Below are 14,563 nucleotides of genomic sequence, written 5' to 3'. Positions count from 1 at the left end.
GCAGCCGGCGTGGTTGACTCACTCCATGTCCGTCGCCACCGCCCCTGCCGCCCCGGCCTCGCGGGTGCGCGCAGCGGTCGCTCCGGTGCTCACCGCCGCCGTCGCCGTGGGGTATGTCGGCATCGACCTGACCGGGGTCGACGATCCGGTGCTCTCACCCCTGCCTCCCCTGGGCCACGCCGCCCTGGTCATGCTGCAGGCCGTCGCACTGCTGTGGCGCGAGCGTGCGCCGCGGACGGTGCTGGGCATCGTCGTCGCGCTGGATCTGGTGATCCTCGCCACCAGCGGCGGTCAGCTGGGGATCGGCGCCCTGGCCGTGCTCATCGCCGTCTACGCCGTGTGGCGGCGGGGCACGCCGGGCGCCACTGCGGCGCTGGTCTGCGCGGCCGTCGCGACGATCGTCGTCAGCGCGACCGCCATGGCGGTCGCGGGCCTTCCGGTGCTCGCGATCGCGGTCGCCGCGGCGGCGCGGGTCATCGTCCTGTATGTGCTGCCCGTCGGGGCCGCAGAGTACGTCCGCAACCGCGCACGCCTGGCCGTGGCGGAGCGGGAGCGCGCGGCGCTGCTCGAGCGCGGCCGGCGCGAGGCGACCGCACGCGCCCTCCGCGCCGAGCGCACCGCCCTCGCGCGGGAGCTGCACGACATCGCCGGCCACCACCTCTCCGGCATCATCGTCACCGCGCAGGCCGCGTCCGCCCTCGCCGCCACCGACCCGGCGCGCACTCGCGACCTGCTCGGCAGCGTGCAGGAGGAGGCCCGCACGGCGCTGGCCGACCTGCGCCGCACCGTGGGGCTCCTCCGCGACGAGGGCACCGACGGGGACGGATCGCATGCTCCCGCCGCGGCACCGTCGCTCGCGCGGGTGCCGGAGCTCGTGGGGCAGGCGCGCACGGCCGGCCGCCGCGTCGAGCTCCTGATGGACGACGCCCTCCCGACGCTGTCGCCGTTGGCCGACGCGGCCGTGTACCGCATGGTGCAGGAGTCTCTCGCCAACGTCGCGCACCACGCGCCCGGCGCCGCATCCGTCGTGCGGATCGAGTCGACGGGTGGGATGCTGCGGGTCGTCGTGGGCAACGACCGCCCGCCGGCCCCGCCACCCGCGCGCCGTCGAACCGACGGCTACGGGCTCGCCGGGATGCGCGAACGCGCGGATCTCATCGGGGCGCAGCTCACCACCGGCGCCGAGCCGGACGGAGGCTGGTGCAACGAGCTGGTGGTCACGGTGGCTGAGGAGAAGGCAGAAGGACGCGCATGATCAGGGTGCTCATCGCCGATGACCAGACCATCGTCCGCGCAGGCCTGTCGGTCATCCTCGGCGCCGAACCCGACCTGGAGGTCGTGGGCGAGGCCGCCGACGGGGCGGAGGCGATCGCGCTGACCCGCTCCCTCCGCCCCGACGTGGTCTGCATGGACATCCGGATGCCGGGCACCGACGGCATCGCTGCGACCCGGGCCATCTCCGCCGACGCGGAGCTGACCACCGAGGTCCTCGTCCTCACGACCTTCGACATCGACGACGACGTGTTCGCGGCGCTGGAGGCAGGTGCGGCGGGCTTCCTGCTCAAGGGCGCCGACGAGGCGACGCTGGTCGCCGCCATCCGTTCGGTCGCCGCCGGTGAAGGCACGCTGGATCAACGCCTGACGCGCCGCATCCTGCGGGAGTTCACCGCGCGACGCCGCGCACCCCAGCCGCCGGCGGCCCTGCCCGTCGCCCTCACCGACCGCGAGCACGAGGTGCTCGGCCTGCTCGCCGAGGGGCTGTCGAACAGCGAGATCGCCGAGCGCCTGTATGTCGAGCCGACCACCGTGAAGTACCACCTCGCACAGATCCTGCAGAAGACCGGCGCCCGCGACCGCCTGCAGGCGGTGCTGTGGGGCATCCGCACCGGCGCGGTCGACATCCGCTGAGGCGGGTCAGGGCAGGACGCCGGCCGCGCGTGCGGGTGCGGCATACGCCTCGGCGAGCGTGGCGACGGTGTCGTGCGCGTTCAGCCCGCTCGGATTCGGCACGACCCAGGTCTCGACGCCGCCGATCTGCTCCGACTGGCGTCCCGCCTTCGCGCGCGGACGGTCGAAGCCCTGCCGGTACGCCGTGACCCCCACGACCGCGATGACACGGGGACGCCAGCGCGCCGCATCCGCTGTCACCCGCTCGGCACCTGCGCGCAGTTCGTCGCGCGTGAGCTCGTCCGCGCGGGCGGTCGCACGCCGGACGAGACTGGTGATGCCGATTCCGGCGTCCAGGATCATCGCGCGGTCGGCCTCGCTCAGCGGCTCCGAGAACGCCGGGAGCCGCGGCAGGACGCCTGCCGCCACGAGCGCCGGATAGAAGCGGTTGCCGGGATGGGCGAACGGCGTCCCGGTGGCCGCGGTCCACAACCCGGGGTTGATGCCGACGAACACCAGCCGGGGCCGGTCGGGCATGAGGTCGGGAATCGTCGCGTCGCGATACGACTCCAGTTCGGCGCGTGTGAAGCCCACGTCACCAGAGCGGGTGGATGTGGGCCCGCAGGCGCTCGTCGTACACCCGGTGCACGGCCGCGTCGAAGCCCGCGAGGTCTCCGCTGTCCAGGAGGGCGGCGGCATCCGCATTCGCCTCCGCCTGACCGGGGTTGCGTGCGCCGGGGATGACGCTCGTGATGCCCGGCTGCGCCGCGATCCAGGCCAGCGTCGCCGCCGGCAGCGGCACACCGGCCGGGAGGGCTGCTGCCAGCTCGGCGGCCGCCGCGACGCCGGTCTCGAAATCCACGCCCGAGAACGTCTCGCCCCGGTCGAACGCCTCGCCGTGACGGTTGAAGGAGCGATGGTCGTTCGCCGCGAACGTCGTGGAAGCGGTGTAGCGGCCCGACAGCAGCCCTGAGGCCAGCGGCACGCGGGCGAAGACGGCGACCCCGGCGGCGTGCGCGGCCGGGAGGACCTCGTCGAGGGGCTTGAGGCGGAACGGGTTGACGATGATCTGCACGTTCGTCACGTGCGGGCGCGCGATGGCGGCGAGCGCCTGCGCGCACGTCTCCACCGAGACGCCGTACGCCGCGATCGCACCGTCGGCCACGAGCGCGTCCAGCGCGTCGTAGGTCGCGTCCGCCTCGATGACGGCGGAGGGCGGGCAGTGCAGCTGCACCAGGTCGAGCGTGTCGACGCCGAGGTTGCGCCGGGACCGCTCCGTCCAGGCGCGGAAGTTCTCCGGCGTGTAGTTGCCCGGCTCCTGCGCCATGCGCCGGCCCATCTTGGTCGCGACGGTGATGCCGGCGTCCGGGCGCGACGCGAGGAAGCGGCCGATGATCGCTTCGCTGCGCCCATCGCCATACACGTCGGCGGTGTCGAAGAGGGTCACGCCGCGGTCCGCGGATGCAGCCAGCACGGCCGTGGCGTCATCCTCGCTGACATCGCCCCAGTCGCCCCCGAGCTGCCACGTCCCCAGTCCGATGACCGAGACCGAGCGGCCGGTGCGGGCGAAATCACGGTGCTGCATGGGGAGGATCCTTTCGCGCCCGGCGGTGTGCCGGCCGACTACGACCCTGCCACACCCGCACCGGGCGCGGCAGGCACGGTCACGGGGAACGTGACGGTGCGCCCGACCGAGCGCTCGCGTTCGGCGCGGATGCCGCGGCGCGCGTCACCAGGAATTCGGGCCACGTGAGCGTTCCGCGCGCAGCATCCGGACCGGCGAGGTTGCGTCCGTCCCGGTAGGCGGCGCCGATCGCGCCGCCCAGCGGCACGGGCACCGTCCACCGGCGGCGCCGCCTCGTCTTCAGCAGCGGACCCAGGATCTGCGGCACGTCCAGCACGGTGGGTCCGGCGAAGTCGGGGACCCGGCCCGCAGGGCCGTCCATCGCCACGCGCGCGAGCCGCGCGGCCACCTCGGCGACATCGACCGGCTCGAACCGCAGACCCCGCGGCGCCGGGACGACCGGGAGTCTGGCCATGGCCCCGATCGTGGCCAGGACGAAGTCGTGGAACTGCGCCGCACGCAGGATGCTGTGCGGGACCGCGCAGCTGCGGATCTCCTCCTCCGCCGCCGCCTTGGCGCGGAAGTAGCCGATCGGCATCGCGTCCGCCCCGATGACGGAGATCAGGACGAGGTGGGCGACACCGGTCCGTCCGGCGGCCGCCGCGACGTTGCGCGCTGCCACATCGTCGCCCTTGCGCCCGCCGGCCAGGTGCAGCACCACGTCGGCGCCCGCCATCGCGGCGTCCAGCCCGACACCCGCGACGGTGTCGCCGCGCAGGACGGGGATGCCGCGCGCGTCGGGCGTCGCCGTGCGACTGAGTACGCGGACGGTGGCGCCCGCATCGCGCAGCAGCGGCACGACATGGCGCCCGAGGTTTCCGGTTCCGCCGGTCACGAGCATCGTGGGCATGGTGGTCTCCGTCTCCGGGCGCGATCCACGCCCGCTGCGATGACGGCGACGCGGGGTGAAGTGTGACCACCGCGACGCTTCATGCGACCGGAGATATGTATGCAATGTGATCTTGTGCATGCAATAATCGCCGCGTGGCCGAGGTGTACGAAGCGTTGAAGGATCTCGTGGTGTCCGGCGCCATCCATCCGGGCGTGCGGGTGTCGGAGAGCGAATTGTCGGAGCGGCTGCACGTGTCGCGCACTCCCGTCAGAGAGGCGCTGGCTCGCCTGGAGGGTGACGGCCTCGTCCATGCGCGCGGTCGCGGCGTGCGGGTCGCGTCGCTGGACGCCGCGGCGCTCGTCCTGGTGCTGGAGGCCCGCGAGGCGCTGGAGTCGTGGGCGCTGGGCCGCGCGGCCGAACGCGTCGCCGAGGGGCTGGTCGCCCCGGTGCAGCTCACGCGGCTGCGGGCGCTCGCCGCGGCGGCGGACGAGCGCACGCGCGCGGGCGAGCTCGCATCCGCCGTCTCGGCGAACCGGGAATTCCATCTCGCCGCGACGGCACTGTGCGAGAACCCGCTCGTGCAGCGCACTCTCGAGGGCTACTGGAACCTCATCGCCATCGCCACCCGAGCCGGCCTGGACGAGGCGCGCCGGGCAGACAGCGTCGACCTGGAACACCGCCGGATGCTGGATGCCCTCGCGGCGGGCGACGCGCCGGCGGCCGCGCGCTCCGCTGCCGACCACGTCCGTCATACCCGAGAGGTCCTGTCGAAGGAGGACTCATGAGCCGCGCGCACACGTACTCGCTGTCGCTGGAGTGGACGGGCAATCGGGGCACCGGCACCTCCGGCTACCGGGACTATTCGCGCGACCACGTCGTGTCGCATCCGGACGCCCCGCCCATCCCCGGATCCTCCGATCCGGCCTTCCGCGGCGATCGCAGCCGCTGGAACCCCGAGCAGCTCCTGGTCGCCTCCCTGTCGCAATGCCACATGCTCTGGTACCTCCACCTCGCCGGAACGGCGGGTGTGGTCGTGACGGAGTATCACGACGACGCGACCGGCACGATGGCGGAGGACGACACCGGCGCCGGACGGTTCTCCGAAGTCGTCCTGCGTCCGCGGGTCGTCGTCTCGGCGGAGAGCGACCTCGACCTCGCCGAGCGACTGCACGGCGAGGTGGGCGATTACTGCTTCATCGCCCGTTCGGTGAACTTCCCGGTGCGCCACGTCCCCGCCGTCGTCCGGGCGGGCGCCTCGCCCCACCAGGCGGGCGTGGCTGACGCGGTCACAGGTCAGGCGCCGAAACCGTCATACCCATGACGCAGGAGAGGCAGCGGCGACATGACCGACCCGAGGATGCTGGCACGGTGGTTCCAGTCACAGCGTCCGCGCCTGGTCGCCATCGCCGTCAACCTCCTGGGCGATGCGGCAGAGGCCGAGGACGTCGTCCAGGACGCATGGCTGCGCCTGCAGCGCGTGGACCCGGCGGGCATCGACAATCTCGCCGCGTGGATGACCACGGTCGTATCGCGACTGAGCCTCGACGTCCTGCGTTCGGCCCGCCGACGCCATGAAGCGCCACTGAGCGCCGAACGATGGCCCGCGCACGCGGATGTCGCGCCCAGCCCGGAGGACGAAGCATCCGCGGCCGATCGGGTCGGAGTCGCCCTGCTCGTGGTGCTCGAGACGCTCGGCCCCGCCGAGCGGCTCTCGTTCGTCCTGCACGACGTCTTCGGTCTCTCCTTCCCCGAGGTGGCCGCCATCCTCGATCGCAGCGAAGCGAGCGCTCGGAAACTCGCCTCCCGCGCGCGTGCCAGGGTGCGCGGCGCGGCGCCCTCGCGGGCCGTATCGCGCACGGACGACCGGCTGGTCGCCGCGTGGCTTCGGGCAGCGCGGGAGGGTGAGTTCGCGACGCTGCTGGAACTTCTGGACGAGGGCGCGGTGCTGCGGGCCGACTACGGCACGCACAGCGAGACGATCCGCGGGGCGCGCGACATCGCGGAGCGGGCGGCGCTGTCGGCCAAGCTCGCCGCGAATTCCACGCGCGTGCTCATCAACGGCCGTCCTGCCGTGGCCGCGGTGGTGCGCGGCCGCATCGTGTCGGTGATGCTCTTCGGCATCCAGCGTGGCCGCATCACGGCTCTGGAGGTCTTGGCCGGCCCCGACCGGTTGCACGCCATCGCGGGACTGGATGAGGCGGTCGGGCCGCACACCTGATGCGACGAAGGGCTCCCGCTCGCCCCGCAGGTTCCGCTACGATCGCGCGCATGGCATACACCGATCACGGGGCGTTCGGCCGCCTCGCCCTGACGCGGCTGCGCAGCGCCTGACGGCGCGCCCCGCTGACGCAACAGCCGGTCGCTCCGCTCCGGACCCTGCGCCCGGACCGACGAGCGTGATTCACCGCCCCTCACCGGGGCGAGCTCCGCCGCGTCGTCCGCGTGCTCCGCACCCGAGTACGACTGGACCATTCGCATGCCCATGCACTCCCCTCCTGGCGGCCGCGCCGAGCTCGGCCAGAACTTCCTCCGCGACCCGCACGCCATCGCCCGCACCATCGACCTCGTGCACTCGACGCCCGGCTCCATCCTGGAGATCGGAGCGGGCGACGGCGCGCTGACTCTCCCGCTGTCCCGCCTCGCCCGGCCGCTGCGCGCGATCGAGATCGACCCCGCACGCGCACAGGCGCTGCGCAGACGCGCGCCCCACATCGACGTCGTCGCCGCCGACGGGCTCCAGGTGCCGCTGGATCGGCCCACCCTCGTCAGCAACGTCCCGTTCCACCTCACCACGCCGCTGCTGCGCCGCATCCTGCACTCCGGCACGTGGACGCACGCCGTGCTCGTGCTGCAATGGGAGGTCGCCCGCAAGCGCGCGGGGGTGGGCGGGCGCACGATGATGACGGCACAGACCGACCCCTGGTTCTCGTTCTCGCTGGAGGGGCGCATCCCCTCCCATGCGTTCACGCCCCGTCCGGGAGTGGACGCGGGCCTACTGCGCATTCAGCGGCGCACCGCTCCTCTCGTGCCCTTCGCCGAGCGCGGCGCGTACTCCGCGTTCGTCCGGCGGGTGTTCACCGGACGCGGCCGGACCATGATGCGCCTCATCGCCAACGCCGCACCCGGGTCATCGCCGCAGGCGGTCGGCGACGCCCTCGCGCGTGCAGGTGTCCCCTCCTCTGCGCTCCCCCGCGACCTGCGTCCGGCGCAATGGGCGGACATCTGGCGCGCGGCCGCTCGCCTCGATGGCACGAGGACGCGGCGCTCATCGGGGACGAGGTCCCTGGACCGCTCACATGGCGCTCGCGAGGATGGAGCCGTGGACGGGGGACAGCGGTGAAAAGTCGGCTCAACAGGTATCCGGAGTTCGCGGAGACCTTCGCCCGGCGCGGCCTCGAGCTCTCCGGCGGCGCCGTCGGAGTCGCCCTCGTGGTGCGCGTGCTGATCGAGCCCGAGGGCGTCGCCGTGCTCCTGACCGCGCGGGGGCGACCGTGAGCACTCCCGGCCGTCCGCGGCGACGGCATTCCGGCACGGGCCCGAGCGCTGCGCACACGGGCGGAGGCGACCTCGCGGCACGCATGAACTCGCTGCGCGCGGGCGTGCTGGGGGCGAACGACGGCATCGTCTCGGTCGCCGCCGTCGTGGTGGGTGTCGCGGGGGCGAGCGCCCAGATCTCGCACATCGTCACCGCCGGCGCCGCCGCGCTGATCGGAGGCGCGATCTCGATGGCCGTCGGCGAGTACGTGTCGGTGAGCAGTCAACGCGACACCGAGCGGGCGCTGATCGCGCATCAGCGCCAGGCACTCAGCACGTCGCCCGAGGCCCAGTTGGCGCGACTGAAGGAGGCGTATCGCGCGAAGGGCCTGTCCGACGCGACGGCGCAGCAGGTGGCCGGAGAGCTCACCGCACAGGATCCGCTCGCCGCCCACCTGGAGGCGGAGTACGCCATCAGCGCCGAGCAGGTGGTGAGCCCATGGACCGCTGCGCTGTCCTCGGGCACCGCGTTCGTGATCGGAGCGGTCCTGCCCATGGCGGCGATCCTGCTGCCGCCGCCCGAATGGCGGGTGACGGTCACCTTCATCACCGTGCTGCTGGCCCTGGCCGTCACCGGCGCGGGCGCCGCTCGGATCGGCGGCGCGCCGCCGCTGCGCGCGATGGCGCGCACGGTGCTGGGCGGCGCGCTCGCGCTCACGGCGACATGGGCTGCGGGGACGCTGCTGGACTCGACGGGTGTGGTGTAGCGGGAGTCCCGGGTACACCACACCCAGCGCGAAGACGGGCACGACGGGATCACGACGTGGTCGGCACCACGTCGTCCACCCACTCCACCAGCTGCCAGATCAGGCCGTTGGGGTCGGCGAACTGGCAGAAGCGCTCTCCCCACGGCTCCGTCTCCGGCGGTGTCACCACACGTGCCCCGGACGTCTGGATGCGCGCGAACTCGGCGTCCAGACCGTCGACCACGAACACCAGCAGCAGGCCCTGACCCGCCGGTCCTGCCACCTCTGCCGGCCGGAACGTGGACAGGCCCGTCGCCAGGAAGATGAGGTTGACCCCCGCTGTCGGATGCCCCAGCGACACGAAGCCGTCGGATGCCATCTGGTCTTCGAATCCGAAATGCCTCCTGGCGAACTCGGCCGACGCGTCCACGTCGCGCACGTTGAGAGAGATCGCCGACTGGGTGATGTGCATATCCGCTCCTCCTGTCTAACTCCGTACATTGTACGTAGTGTGGTGGTGCGACACAATGGGAGCGTGCCGAGACCGTTGATCGACCTCCTCTGGCGCGGTCATCCGAACGCCCCCGATGGCGGGAGCCGCGGGCCGCGAGCGAAGCGATCGACGTCCACCGTGGTCGACGGCGCGATCGCCTTGGCGGACGCGTCAGGGCTGGACGCAGTGACGGTCCGGGCGCTGGCGCAGTCGCTCGGGATGTCGACGATGTCGGTGTACACGCACGTCAATTCGCGCGACGATCTTGTGGTCCTCATGACCGACAGCGCGCACACGACGATGACACCGCCGCCGTACCGGGATATGGACTGGCGCTCGCGCGTGCGCGCCGTCGCCGACGCGAACCTCGCGCTGCACACCAGGCACCCCTGGCTCCTCGACGTGCACGACCCGCGCTCGGCGCTCGGGCCCGGCACCATCGCCAAGTACGACCACGAGCTCCACGCGTTCGATGACACCGGGATCGACGGGGTGCAGCGCGACGCCACCCTCGCGTTCGTCCTGGATTTCGTCAAGGCCAACGCATCCGCCCGGCTCGTCGTCCCCGAATTCGGCGCGATCTGGTCGGAGTCGGCCGACACGCTGGCCCACTACGTGGGGCAGGACTTCCCGCTGGCACGGCGCGTGGGAGCCGCGGCGGGCGAGAGCATGGGCGGCCCCTACAGCCCGGACGCCGCATGGGAGTTCGGGCTCGGCCGCGTCATCGCCGGGCTCGCCGCCATCATCGACGAGTGACCCGACCGCCGCGGCGCGAGCCGGCCCCACTCGAGGGAAGGACGCCGTTCAGCGCGAGTCGTTCCACAGCCCGGACGTGAGCCCGGACACCGTGCCGTCGTGGATCTGCTGCCAGTTGCGTCCGCCGCGGGCGAAGGTCCGGTGCACGCCCGGCGGCACGTCGTCGTGGGGTATCGGCGCATCCAGCCACGTACAGGGGCGGACGTGCACGAGGTCGACCGCCGCCGCCTCGGCGCCCCCGTCGTAGCGCCACCCGCCGTCCAGGCGCCCCAGCCAGAGGAGTCCCTCGGCATCCCGGGTCCACACGAATGCGCCATCGGGCGCCGCCGCGAACCGCTCCAGCCGCCGGGCCATCCTCTCGTCGTAGCGGGCGGCCACCTGCTCGGCGGCCGCCGCGAGGGAGGCGGGTCTGGATGCCAGCACGCCGCCGATCCCGCAGAGGCCGTGCGTGAGCGCGCGCTCCACGGCTGCTCCGCCATCCACGCCGCGTTGCCGCGACCGCATGGGCGCGCGGAAGACGGGGCTCGCGGGCGTCACCGTTCCATTCTCACGGGCGGAGCGCCGGTCGGAACCCCGTCCATCGCAGGTCGTCGGAGAGGTGACTCATGTCGTTGAACATCATGACCGTCGGAGCAGCCCCTGCTCGGTAGGTGAGCACGGTGAGTGCGGCGTTCGCGCTGGTGAGGTCCAGCCAGCGCGCGGGCGGGGACTCCAGCGCGTGGCGCACGAGCCACGCGATCGGGTAATCGTGCGTGATGAGCACTTCGTGCCGCTCTGCCGTCCCCTGCCCCGCGGGTCCCGCCGTCGCGAAACGTTCCGTGAGCGTGTCGGCAGTCCGCCGACCCGCGGCCGCGTCTGCCTCCGCGTAACCGTCGAAGAAGCCCGCCCAGCCCGGGGGCATCGTGTCGCCGGGCGGGACGTAGGGGATGTTGTCGATGAGTTCGGCCGCTTCGGCGACGGTAGCAGCCGGGAGGTGCCGGGCCACCTCGCGGGCGGTGGCGGCGGCGCGGGGCAACGGCGAGTGCCAGATCGCGCTGATGGGCAGGGACGCGAGCCGTTCCCCCAGGAGCTCCGCCTGCCGACGACCGGTTTCGGTGAGGGTTCCGAACGGGTCGGCTGCGCCGTGCCGTGCAATGTAGAGGTGACGTGTCGTCATGATCGCGCGTGGGGCCGGAGGGGCGTGGCTGATGTTCTCACTTCTGCTCCATGGGATAGGGGGGCGGGCGGTGGAGGTCGACGGTGCCGCGTGCCCCGTCGATGGTGAGCGCGGCGGATTCGGTGATGCGGCTGGTGGCGCGCGGGACACCGAGGACAGCGGGAATGCCGTGCTCGCGGGCCACGATCGCGGCGTGCGAGAGCGCACCTCCGGTTTCGGTGACGACGCCGGCAGCCGCGCGCAGGAGGGGCGTCCAGCTGGGGTCGGTGTACCGGCACACGAGGATGTCCCCCCGCCGAACACGGACGAAGTCGGCCGGCCCCGTGATGATCCGCGCCGGACCGCACGCGATCCCACGGCTGCCCGGAATTCCCTGGAGCGGGGCGGACGCCGTGCTGCTGACGGGCGAAGGGATATCGGCGGTGACCGGACGCGCCTGGAGGATCCAGATCCCGTCGCGATCCATCGCCCACTCGATGTCCTGCGGGGCACCGAGCACGTCGGCGATGTCCTGACCCAGCCCGCTCACAGTCCTCGCCGTGGCGTCATCGATGGTCGGTGCGACGCGCTGCGGCGGCCGCACGCGCCGCGTGCGAATGGTCTCTCCCGAGCGATCGGAACGGGTCAGCTTCCGCCCGATCGTGCGCACCACAGCGCCGTCGCCGTGGACCTCGTACCGGTCGGGATCGACGGTGCCGCCCACGGTGCCGATCCCCAATCCCCAGGCGCATTCGATACGAGTGACCTGCCCCGGACTCGAGGTGAACATCACTCCGGAGACCCGCGCGTCGACGAGCCGCTGAACGATGACAGCCATCGCCGGCCCGGGGTGCGGGCGGCGTGGCAGGCCATGACGGTACGAGCGGGCGCGGTCGCCGTGCAGGGAGGACCAGCAGGTGCGGACGGCGGCGCTCACCGACCCGACGTCGTGCGCGCCCAGCACTGTGGCGTACTGGCCGGCGGCGGAGGCGCCCTGGGCGTCCTCGTCGCGCGCAGAAGAACGCACCGCCACGGGCGCACCACCCCAGCCCGACAGGTGTCGCGCGATCGCCTCCGTCATCTCCGGCGGGATCACCGGAACGCCGGCGCCGGACAGGACGTCGTCGGCCCCTGCGCGCGGAGCGCTCCGCGTCACTGCGCCGAGGTAGGCGGAGAAGGGGATGACGAAGCCCTCCGGTACGGGAAATCCCGCCCGGCGCAACGCGCCCATGGTCGCCGCCTTGGCCCCGCACTCCTGCGCGACGGCGTCCTCGAGCCAGCGGATCATGGCGCCCCTTCAACAGAACGTTGACAACGATCCGTTGATTCTTCATGCTGATCCTGTGATCCGCAAGACCCCTATCGCCGACGCAGCGCGGGAAGACCACGCCGCGGCGGACCGCTACCGGATGGCGCGCGCGACCCTGCATGAGCACGGCGCGAAAGCGCTCGACCCTCGCCCGTGGCGGCCCGCATCCCACCCCTCCGCGATCGATCTGGCCCAGTTCGCCCTCTGGCGATCCCCCGACCTCCCCACCGACGGCCTGCTCAGCGCGCTCACCCTTCTCGCCGAGGCTCGCTCGGAGGTCGAGGGACTGGAGGCGGGCCTGCTGTTCGTTGCCCGCAGCGCGGGTCTCACGTGGGCTCAGATCGCCGAGTCGATGGGGTTCAACTCTCCGCAAGCCTGCCAGCAGCACTACAACCGCCTGACCGAGCGGCGAAGCAGCCGCCGATGACCCGCGCCTCGGCATCCGGCCTGCTCGTCCTGCACTCGGTGCGCCTCGCAGGTTTCGCCGACACCCCGGAGGTCGCGCAACGGTTCGGCCTGGAGCCCGTCCAGGCCGACGACGCCCTGCGCGACTTCCAGCGGCGCGGGTGGGTCCAGCACTCGAGGTTCATCGACCTCTCCGGATGGTCGCTGACCGAGGCGGGGAAGATCGAGAACGAGCGGCAGCTCGCACGGGAGCTCGACGAATCCGGTGCACGAGGAGCGCTCGCCGAGGCGCACCGGGACTTCCTCCCCGCGAATGCACGCCTGCTGGCAGCCTGCGCCGACTGGCAGGTGCGCCCCTCCCCTTCCGACGTGCTCGCCCAGAACGATCACCTGGATCCGCACTGGGACGCCGGCGTCCTGGCGGAACTGGGCTCACTCGAGGGGTTTCTGGGCCCGCTCATCCGGCGGCTCAGCGGCCGATTGGCGCGCTTCGGCGGATATGACACTCGTTTCGCCGCCGCACTCCGGCGGGCCCGGGCGGGAGACCACGACTGGGTCGACCGCGGAGGCGTCGACTCGTGTCACCGCGTCTGGTTCCAGCTTCACGAAGACCTCATCGCCACTCTCGGGCTCACGCGCGGCGAAGCCGCCTGACGCGGGGCGACGCCGCTTCGCATGAGGGTCGGATCACTGCGGCGGGCCCGGCGTGACGGGCTGGCGCAGGATGGTGCGGAGCTTCTCGGGGGCGACCGTGCGGAAGTCGCTGAAGTAGATCTCGTGATGCCGGCCGGCCATGCGGAGACCCTGGGCAGGGATGAACTCCTCGTGCATGCGGGCGAGGACGGGCGCCTCGTCGTCGAACGAGCCGACGTGCAGGGTCTGCACGCAGCGCCCCTCAGAGAGTCCCTCGAGTCGGACGTCGGCCAGGCGCGCGGGCGGGGCCTTCGCTCCGGCCTGGGCGACAGCATCCGCCACCATGGCGGTCTCGATCCAATCGGGGACGAGGAGCATCATCGTCCAGTCCCACTGGGACTTGTCGCGCGATGCGGTGAAGGCCGCCATGTCATCGGCCCACCACAGTCCTTCCAGCGGCGGGACGACGTAGTCGCGCCCGAGCTCCCGCTTGCTGGCGAACTTCAGCTTGTACGCCACCGGGTACAGCGCCTCCAGGGCCTCGGAGTACGCCGGTGACGTGTTCGGGTCGCCGTGCCCGTCGATCATCAGGTACTGCAGGTCGGGGACGTCGACGATGCGGAATTCACCCCGAGGCGCCCGGTAGCTGTCGAGGGTCTTCTTCAGATCGATCTTCTCGGTCATGGGACACCTGGGCCCGCGCTGCGAGCCACGACCTTTCTGCCTTCATGAGGCTCAGCGAGTAGGAGAGGACTTCGGATGCCGCCATCGGGAGGGGTTCCTGGGCGCGCTCGGCGGCCTCGACCGCCGCGATCCGCGCGTCGATCTGCACGAGCCTGGCGCCCAGCGCGGCGGCGTACTCGTGCTCGGCGAGCAGCGGGAGGTTCGCGATCCCGGCCAGTACGGGGTGCGGCGCAGGTGCCGCTTCGGCGATGAGGGTGCGGGCGCCGCGGGCCGCCGCATCCCGCCCGTCGGCCGTGGCGTGGAAGACGCGCCGGGCTTTCGCACCGCCGGATGCCTGCGCCGCTTCCACGAGTCCGCGCTTCTCCAGCTTGGCGAGCAGATAGTAGATCGAGGAGAAGCCGATGTCGGTCCACTGCCGGATGCCGCGCTGCTCGATGACCTGTTCCAGCTCGTAGCCGTGCTGCGGGCGCTCCACGACGAGCCCGAGGAGGGTCAACTCGGCCGGAGTGAGTTCCACGCCGCTATTCTAGCGCCAGAATACCCGCGTGTCCTTGACGGATGCGGCGGACCCGATTGGGATGTCGG

At 72.3% G+C, this 14,563-nt stretch carries 19 protein-coding genes and 1 pseudogene; 11 read left to right on the top strand and 9 right to left on the bottom strand.

Going from position 1 to position 14,563, the window contains the following annotated elements; genetic code table 11:
- Positions 1-25 precede the first annotated feature (25 nt).
- Together F6J85_RS06535 and F6J85_RS06530 are read left to right on the top strand one after the other, a co-directional pair.
- Complete coding sequence (locus F6J85_RS06535; protein WP_150924329.1) at positions 26-1,255, top strand: sensor histidine kinase; 1,230 nt, start codon at positions 26-28, stop codon at positions 1,253-1,255.
- Entirely contained in the window at positions 1,252-1,908 is a 657-nt protein-coding gene (locus F6J85_RS06530) for a response regulator (RefSeq protein WP_150924328.1), read from the top strand. Before F6J85_RS06535 ends, F6J85_RS06530 begins: the two co-directional genes overlap by 4 nt.
- 6 nt (positions 1,909-1,914) lie before the next feature.
- Here F6J85_RS06530 and F6J85_RS06525 read toward each other — a convergent pair whose 3' ends face one another.
- The 3 genes from F6J85_RS06525 to F6J85_RS06515 all read right to left on the bottom strand — a co-directional run bounded on the left by F6J85_RS06525 (position 1,915) and on the right by F6J85_RS06515 (position 4,361).
- A complete protein-coding gene (locus F6J85_RS06525; protein WP_150924327.1) occupies positions 1,915-2,481 on the bottom strand; it encodes a mismatch-specific DNA-glycosylase in 567 nt (188 codons plus the stop codon).
- A 1-nt stretch (position 2,482) separates the two neighbouring features.
- Positions 2,483-3,472 carry an aldo/keto reductase gene (locus F6J85_RS06520; RefSeq protein WP_150924326.1) on the bottom strand — a complete coding sequence of 330 codons (990 nt, stop codon included), beginning with the start codon at positions 3,470-3,472 and terminating at the stop codon, positions 2,483-2,485.
- 79 nt (positions 3,473-3,551) lie between these two features.
- On the bottom strand, positions 3,552-4,361 hold the full coding sequence (locus F6J85_RS06515; protein WP_150924325.1) for an SDR family oxidoreductase: 810 nt from the start codon (positions 4,359-4,361) through the stop codon (positions 3,552-3,554).
- A 134-nt stretch (positions 4,362-4,495) separates the two neighbouring features.
- Here F6J85_RS06515 and F6J85_RS06510 point away from each other — a divergent pair, with 134 nt between their 5' ends.
- From F6J85_RS06510 to F6J85_RS06490, 6 genes and pseudogenes are all read left to right on the top strand, one after another.
- Positions 4,496-5,128 carry a GntR family transcriptional regulator gene (locus tag F6J85_RS06510; RefSeq protein WP_150924324.1) on the top strand — a complete coding sequence of 211 codons (633 nt, stop codon included), beginning with the start codon at positions 4,496-4,498 and terminating at the stop codon, positions 5,126-5,128.
- Positions 5,125-5,664, top strand: a complete 540-nt coding sequence (locus F6J85_RS06505) for an OsmC family protein (RefSeq protein ID WP_150924323.1) — start codon at positions 5,125-5,127, stop codon at positions 5,662-5,664. The genes F6J85_RS06510 and F6J85_RS06505 overlap by 4 nt, the downstream gene beginning before the upstream one ends.
- 21 nt (positions 5,665-5,685) lie before the next feature.
- Positions 5,686-6,561, top strand: a complete 876-nt coding sequence (locus F6J85_RS06500; protein WP_150924322.1) for a sigma-70 family RNA polymerase sigma factor — start codon at positions 5,686-5,688, stop codon at positions 6,559-6,561.
- A 264-nt stretch (positions 6,562-6,825) separates the two neighbouring features.
- Positions 6,826-7,578 (top strand): annotated as a pseudogene (gene erm, locus F6J85_RS06495) (23S ribosomal RNA methyltransferase Erm); the annotation flags it as partial.
- 101 nt (positions 7,579-7,679) lie between these two features.
- Positions 7,680-7,838 (top strand): hypothetical protein, encoded by a 159-nt coding sequence (locus tag F6J85_RS17950; RefSeq protein ID WP_238707078.1) that lies wholly within the window; start codon positions 7,680-7,682, stop codon positions 7,836-7,838.
- An 83-nt stretch (positions 7,839-7,921) separates the two neighbouring features.
- Positions 7,922-8,584 (top strand): VIT1/CCC1 transporter family protein, encoded by a 663-nt coding sequence (locus F6J85_RS06490; RefSeq protein ID WP_238707105.1) that lies wholly within the window; start codon positions 7,922-7,924, stop codon positions 8,582-8,584.
- Positions 8,585-8,633: 49 nt separating this feature from the next.
- On the opposite strand, the gene F6J85_RS06485 is transcribed toward F6J85_RS06490, so the two are convergent.
- Positions 8,634-9,035, bottom strand: coding sequence for a VOC family protein (locus tag F6J85_RS06485; protein ID WP_150924320.1), 402 nt, complete (start codon positions 9,033-9,035; stop codon positions 8,634-8,636).
- A gap of 63 nt (positions 9,036-9,098) precedes the next feature.
- On the opposite strand from F6J85_RS06485, the gene F6J85_RS06480 reads away from it, so the two are divergent.
- Positions 9,099-9,812 carry a TetR/AcrR family transcriptional regulator gene (locus tag F6J85_RS06480; RefSeq protein WP_150924319.1) on the top strand — a complete coding sequence of 238 codons (714 nt, stop codon included), beginning with the start codon at positions 9,099-9,101 and terminating at the stop codon, positions 9,810-9,812.
- Between the two features lie 48 nt (positions 9,813-9,860).
- On the opposite strand, the gene F6J85_RS06475 is transcribed toward F6J85_RS06480, so the two are convergent.
- From F6J85_RS06475 to F6J85_RS06465, 3 genes are read right to left on the bottom strand one after another with little or no spacing between them, the layout of a single operon-like run.
- Positions 9,861-10,349: a GAF domain-containing protein gene (locus tag F6J85_RS06475; protein WP_150924318.1), complete on the bottom strand. Its 489-nt coding sequence runs from the start codon at positions 10,347-10,349 to the stop codon at positions 9,861-9,863.
- 10 nt (positions 10,350-10,359) lie between these two features.
- Complete coding sequence (locus tag F6J85_RS06470) at positions 10,360-10,968, bottom strand: histidine phosphatase family protein (RefSeq protein WP_150924317.1); 609 nt, start codon at positions 10,966-10,968, stop codon at positions 10,360-10,362.
- Between the two features lie 37 nt (positions 10,969-11,005).
- Positions 11,006-12,235, bottom strand: coding sequence for a PEP/pyruvate-binding domain-containing protein (locus F6J85_RS06465; protein WP_150924316.1), 1,230 nt, complete (start codon positions 12,233-12,235; stop codon positions 11,006-11,008).
- Positions 12,236-12,290: 55 nt separating this feature from the next.
- Here F6J85_RS06465 and F6J85_RS06460 point away from each other — a divergent pair, with 55 nt between their 5' ends.
- Together F6J85_RS06460 and F6J85_RS06455 are read left to right on the top strand one after the other, a co-directional pair.
- Entirely contained in the window at positions 12,291-12,683 is a 393-nt protein-coding gene (locus F6J85_RS06460; protein ID WP_150924315.1) for a DNA-binding protein, read from the top strand.
- Positions 12,680-13,315 carry a transcriptional regulator gene (locus F6J85_RS06455; RefSeq protein WP_150924314.1) on the top strand — a complete coding sequence of 212 codons (636 nt, stop codon included), beginning with the start codon at positions 12,680-12,682 and terminating at the stop codon, positions 13,313-13,315. Before F6J85_RS06460 ends, F6J85_RS06455 begins: the two co-directional genes overlap by 4 nt.
- Before the next feature lie 33 nt (positions 13,316-13,348).
- On the opposite strand, the gene F6J85_RS06450 is transcribed toward F6J85_RS06455, so the two are convergent.
- The gene (locus tag F6J85_RS06450) at positions 13,349-13,978 is read right to left on the bottom strand and encodes a GyrI-like domain-containing protein (RefSeq protein ID WP_150924313.1); all 630 of its coding nucleotides are present in this window, start codon (positions 13,976-13,978) and stop codon (positions 13,349-13,351) included.
- Positions 13,920-14,495 (bottom strand): PadR family transcriptional regulator, encoded by a 576-nt coding sequence (locus F6J85_RS06445; RefSeq protein WP_150924312.1) that lies wholly within the window; start codon positions 14,493-14,495, stop codon positions 13,920-13,922. Before F6J85_RS06445 ends, F6J85_RS06450 begins: the two co-directional genes overlap by 59 nt.
- Between the last annotated feature and the right edge of the window lie 68 nt (positions 14,496-14,563).

Origin of the sequence: Microbacterium lushaniae, from assembly GCF_008727775.1 — a bacterium.
GTDB lineage: Bacteria > Actinomycetota > Actinomycetes > Actinomycetales > Microbacteriaceae > Microbacterium > Microbacterium lushaniae.
Note: the sequence above shows the minus strand (reverse complement) of the source record. Positions and strands in the feature narration are given on the sequence as shown.

Bases quoted from the DNA above. Each gene is read 5' to 3' on its own strand.
- F6J85_RS06535 (WP_150924329.1), top strand. From the start codon at position 26: ATGTCCGTCGCCACCGCCCCTGCCGCCCCGGCCTCGCGGGTGCGCGCA.
- F6J85_RS06500 (WP_150924322.1), top strand. From the start codon at position 5,686: ATGACCGACCCGAGGATGCTGGCACGGTGGTTCCAGTCACAGCGTCCG.
- F6J85_RS06515 (WP_150924325.1), bottom strand. From the start codon at position 4,361: ATGCCCACGATGCTCGTGACCGGCGGAACCGGAAACCTCGGGCGCCAT.
- F6J85_RS06530 (WP_150924328.1), top strand. From the start codon at position 1,252: ATGATCAGGGTGCTCATCGCCGATGACCAGACCATCGTCCGCGCAGGC.
- F6J85_RS06490 (WP_238707105.1), top strand. From the start codon at position 7,922: ATGAACTCGCTGCGCGCGGGCGTGCTGGGGGCGAACGACGGCATCGTC.
- F6J85_RS06470 (WP_150924317.1), bottom strand. From the start codon at position 10,968: ATGACGACACGTCACCTCTACATTGCACGGCACGGCGCAGCCGACCCG.
- F6J85_RS06505 (WP_150924323.1), top strand. From the start codon at position 5,125: ATGAGCCGCGCGCACACGTACTCGCTGTCGCTGGAGTGGACGGGCAAT.
- F6J85_RS06485 (WP_150924320.1), bottom strand. From the start codon at position 9,035: ATGCACATCACCCAGTCGGCGATCTCTCTCAACGTGCGCGACGTGGAC.
- F6J85_RS06455 (WP_150924314.1), top strand. From the start codon at position 12,680: ATGACCCGCGCCTCGGCATCCGGCCTGCTCGTCCTGCACTCGGTGCGC.
- F6J85_RS06450 (WP_150924313.1), bottom strand. From the start codon at position 13,978: ATGACCGAGAAGATCGATCTGAAGAAGACCCTCGACAGCTACCGGGCG.
- F6J85_RS06465 (WP_150924316.1), bottom strand. From the start codon at position 12,235: ATGATCCGCTGGCTCGAGGACGCCGTCGCGCAGGAGTGCGGGGCCAAG.
- F6J85_RS06520 (WP_150924326.1), bottom strand. From the start codon at position 3,472: ATGCAGCACCGTGATTTCGCCCGCACCGGCCGCTCGGTCTCGGTCATC.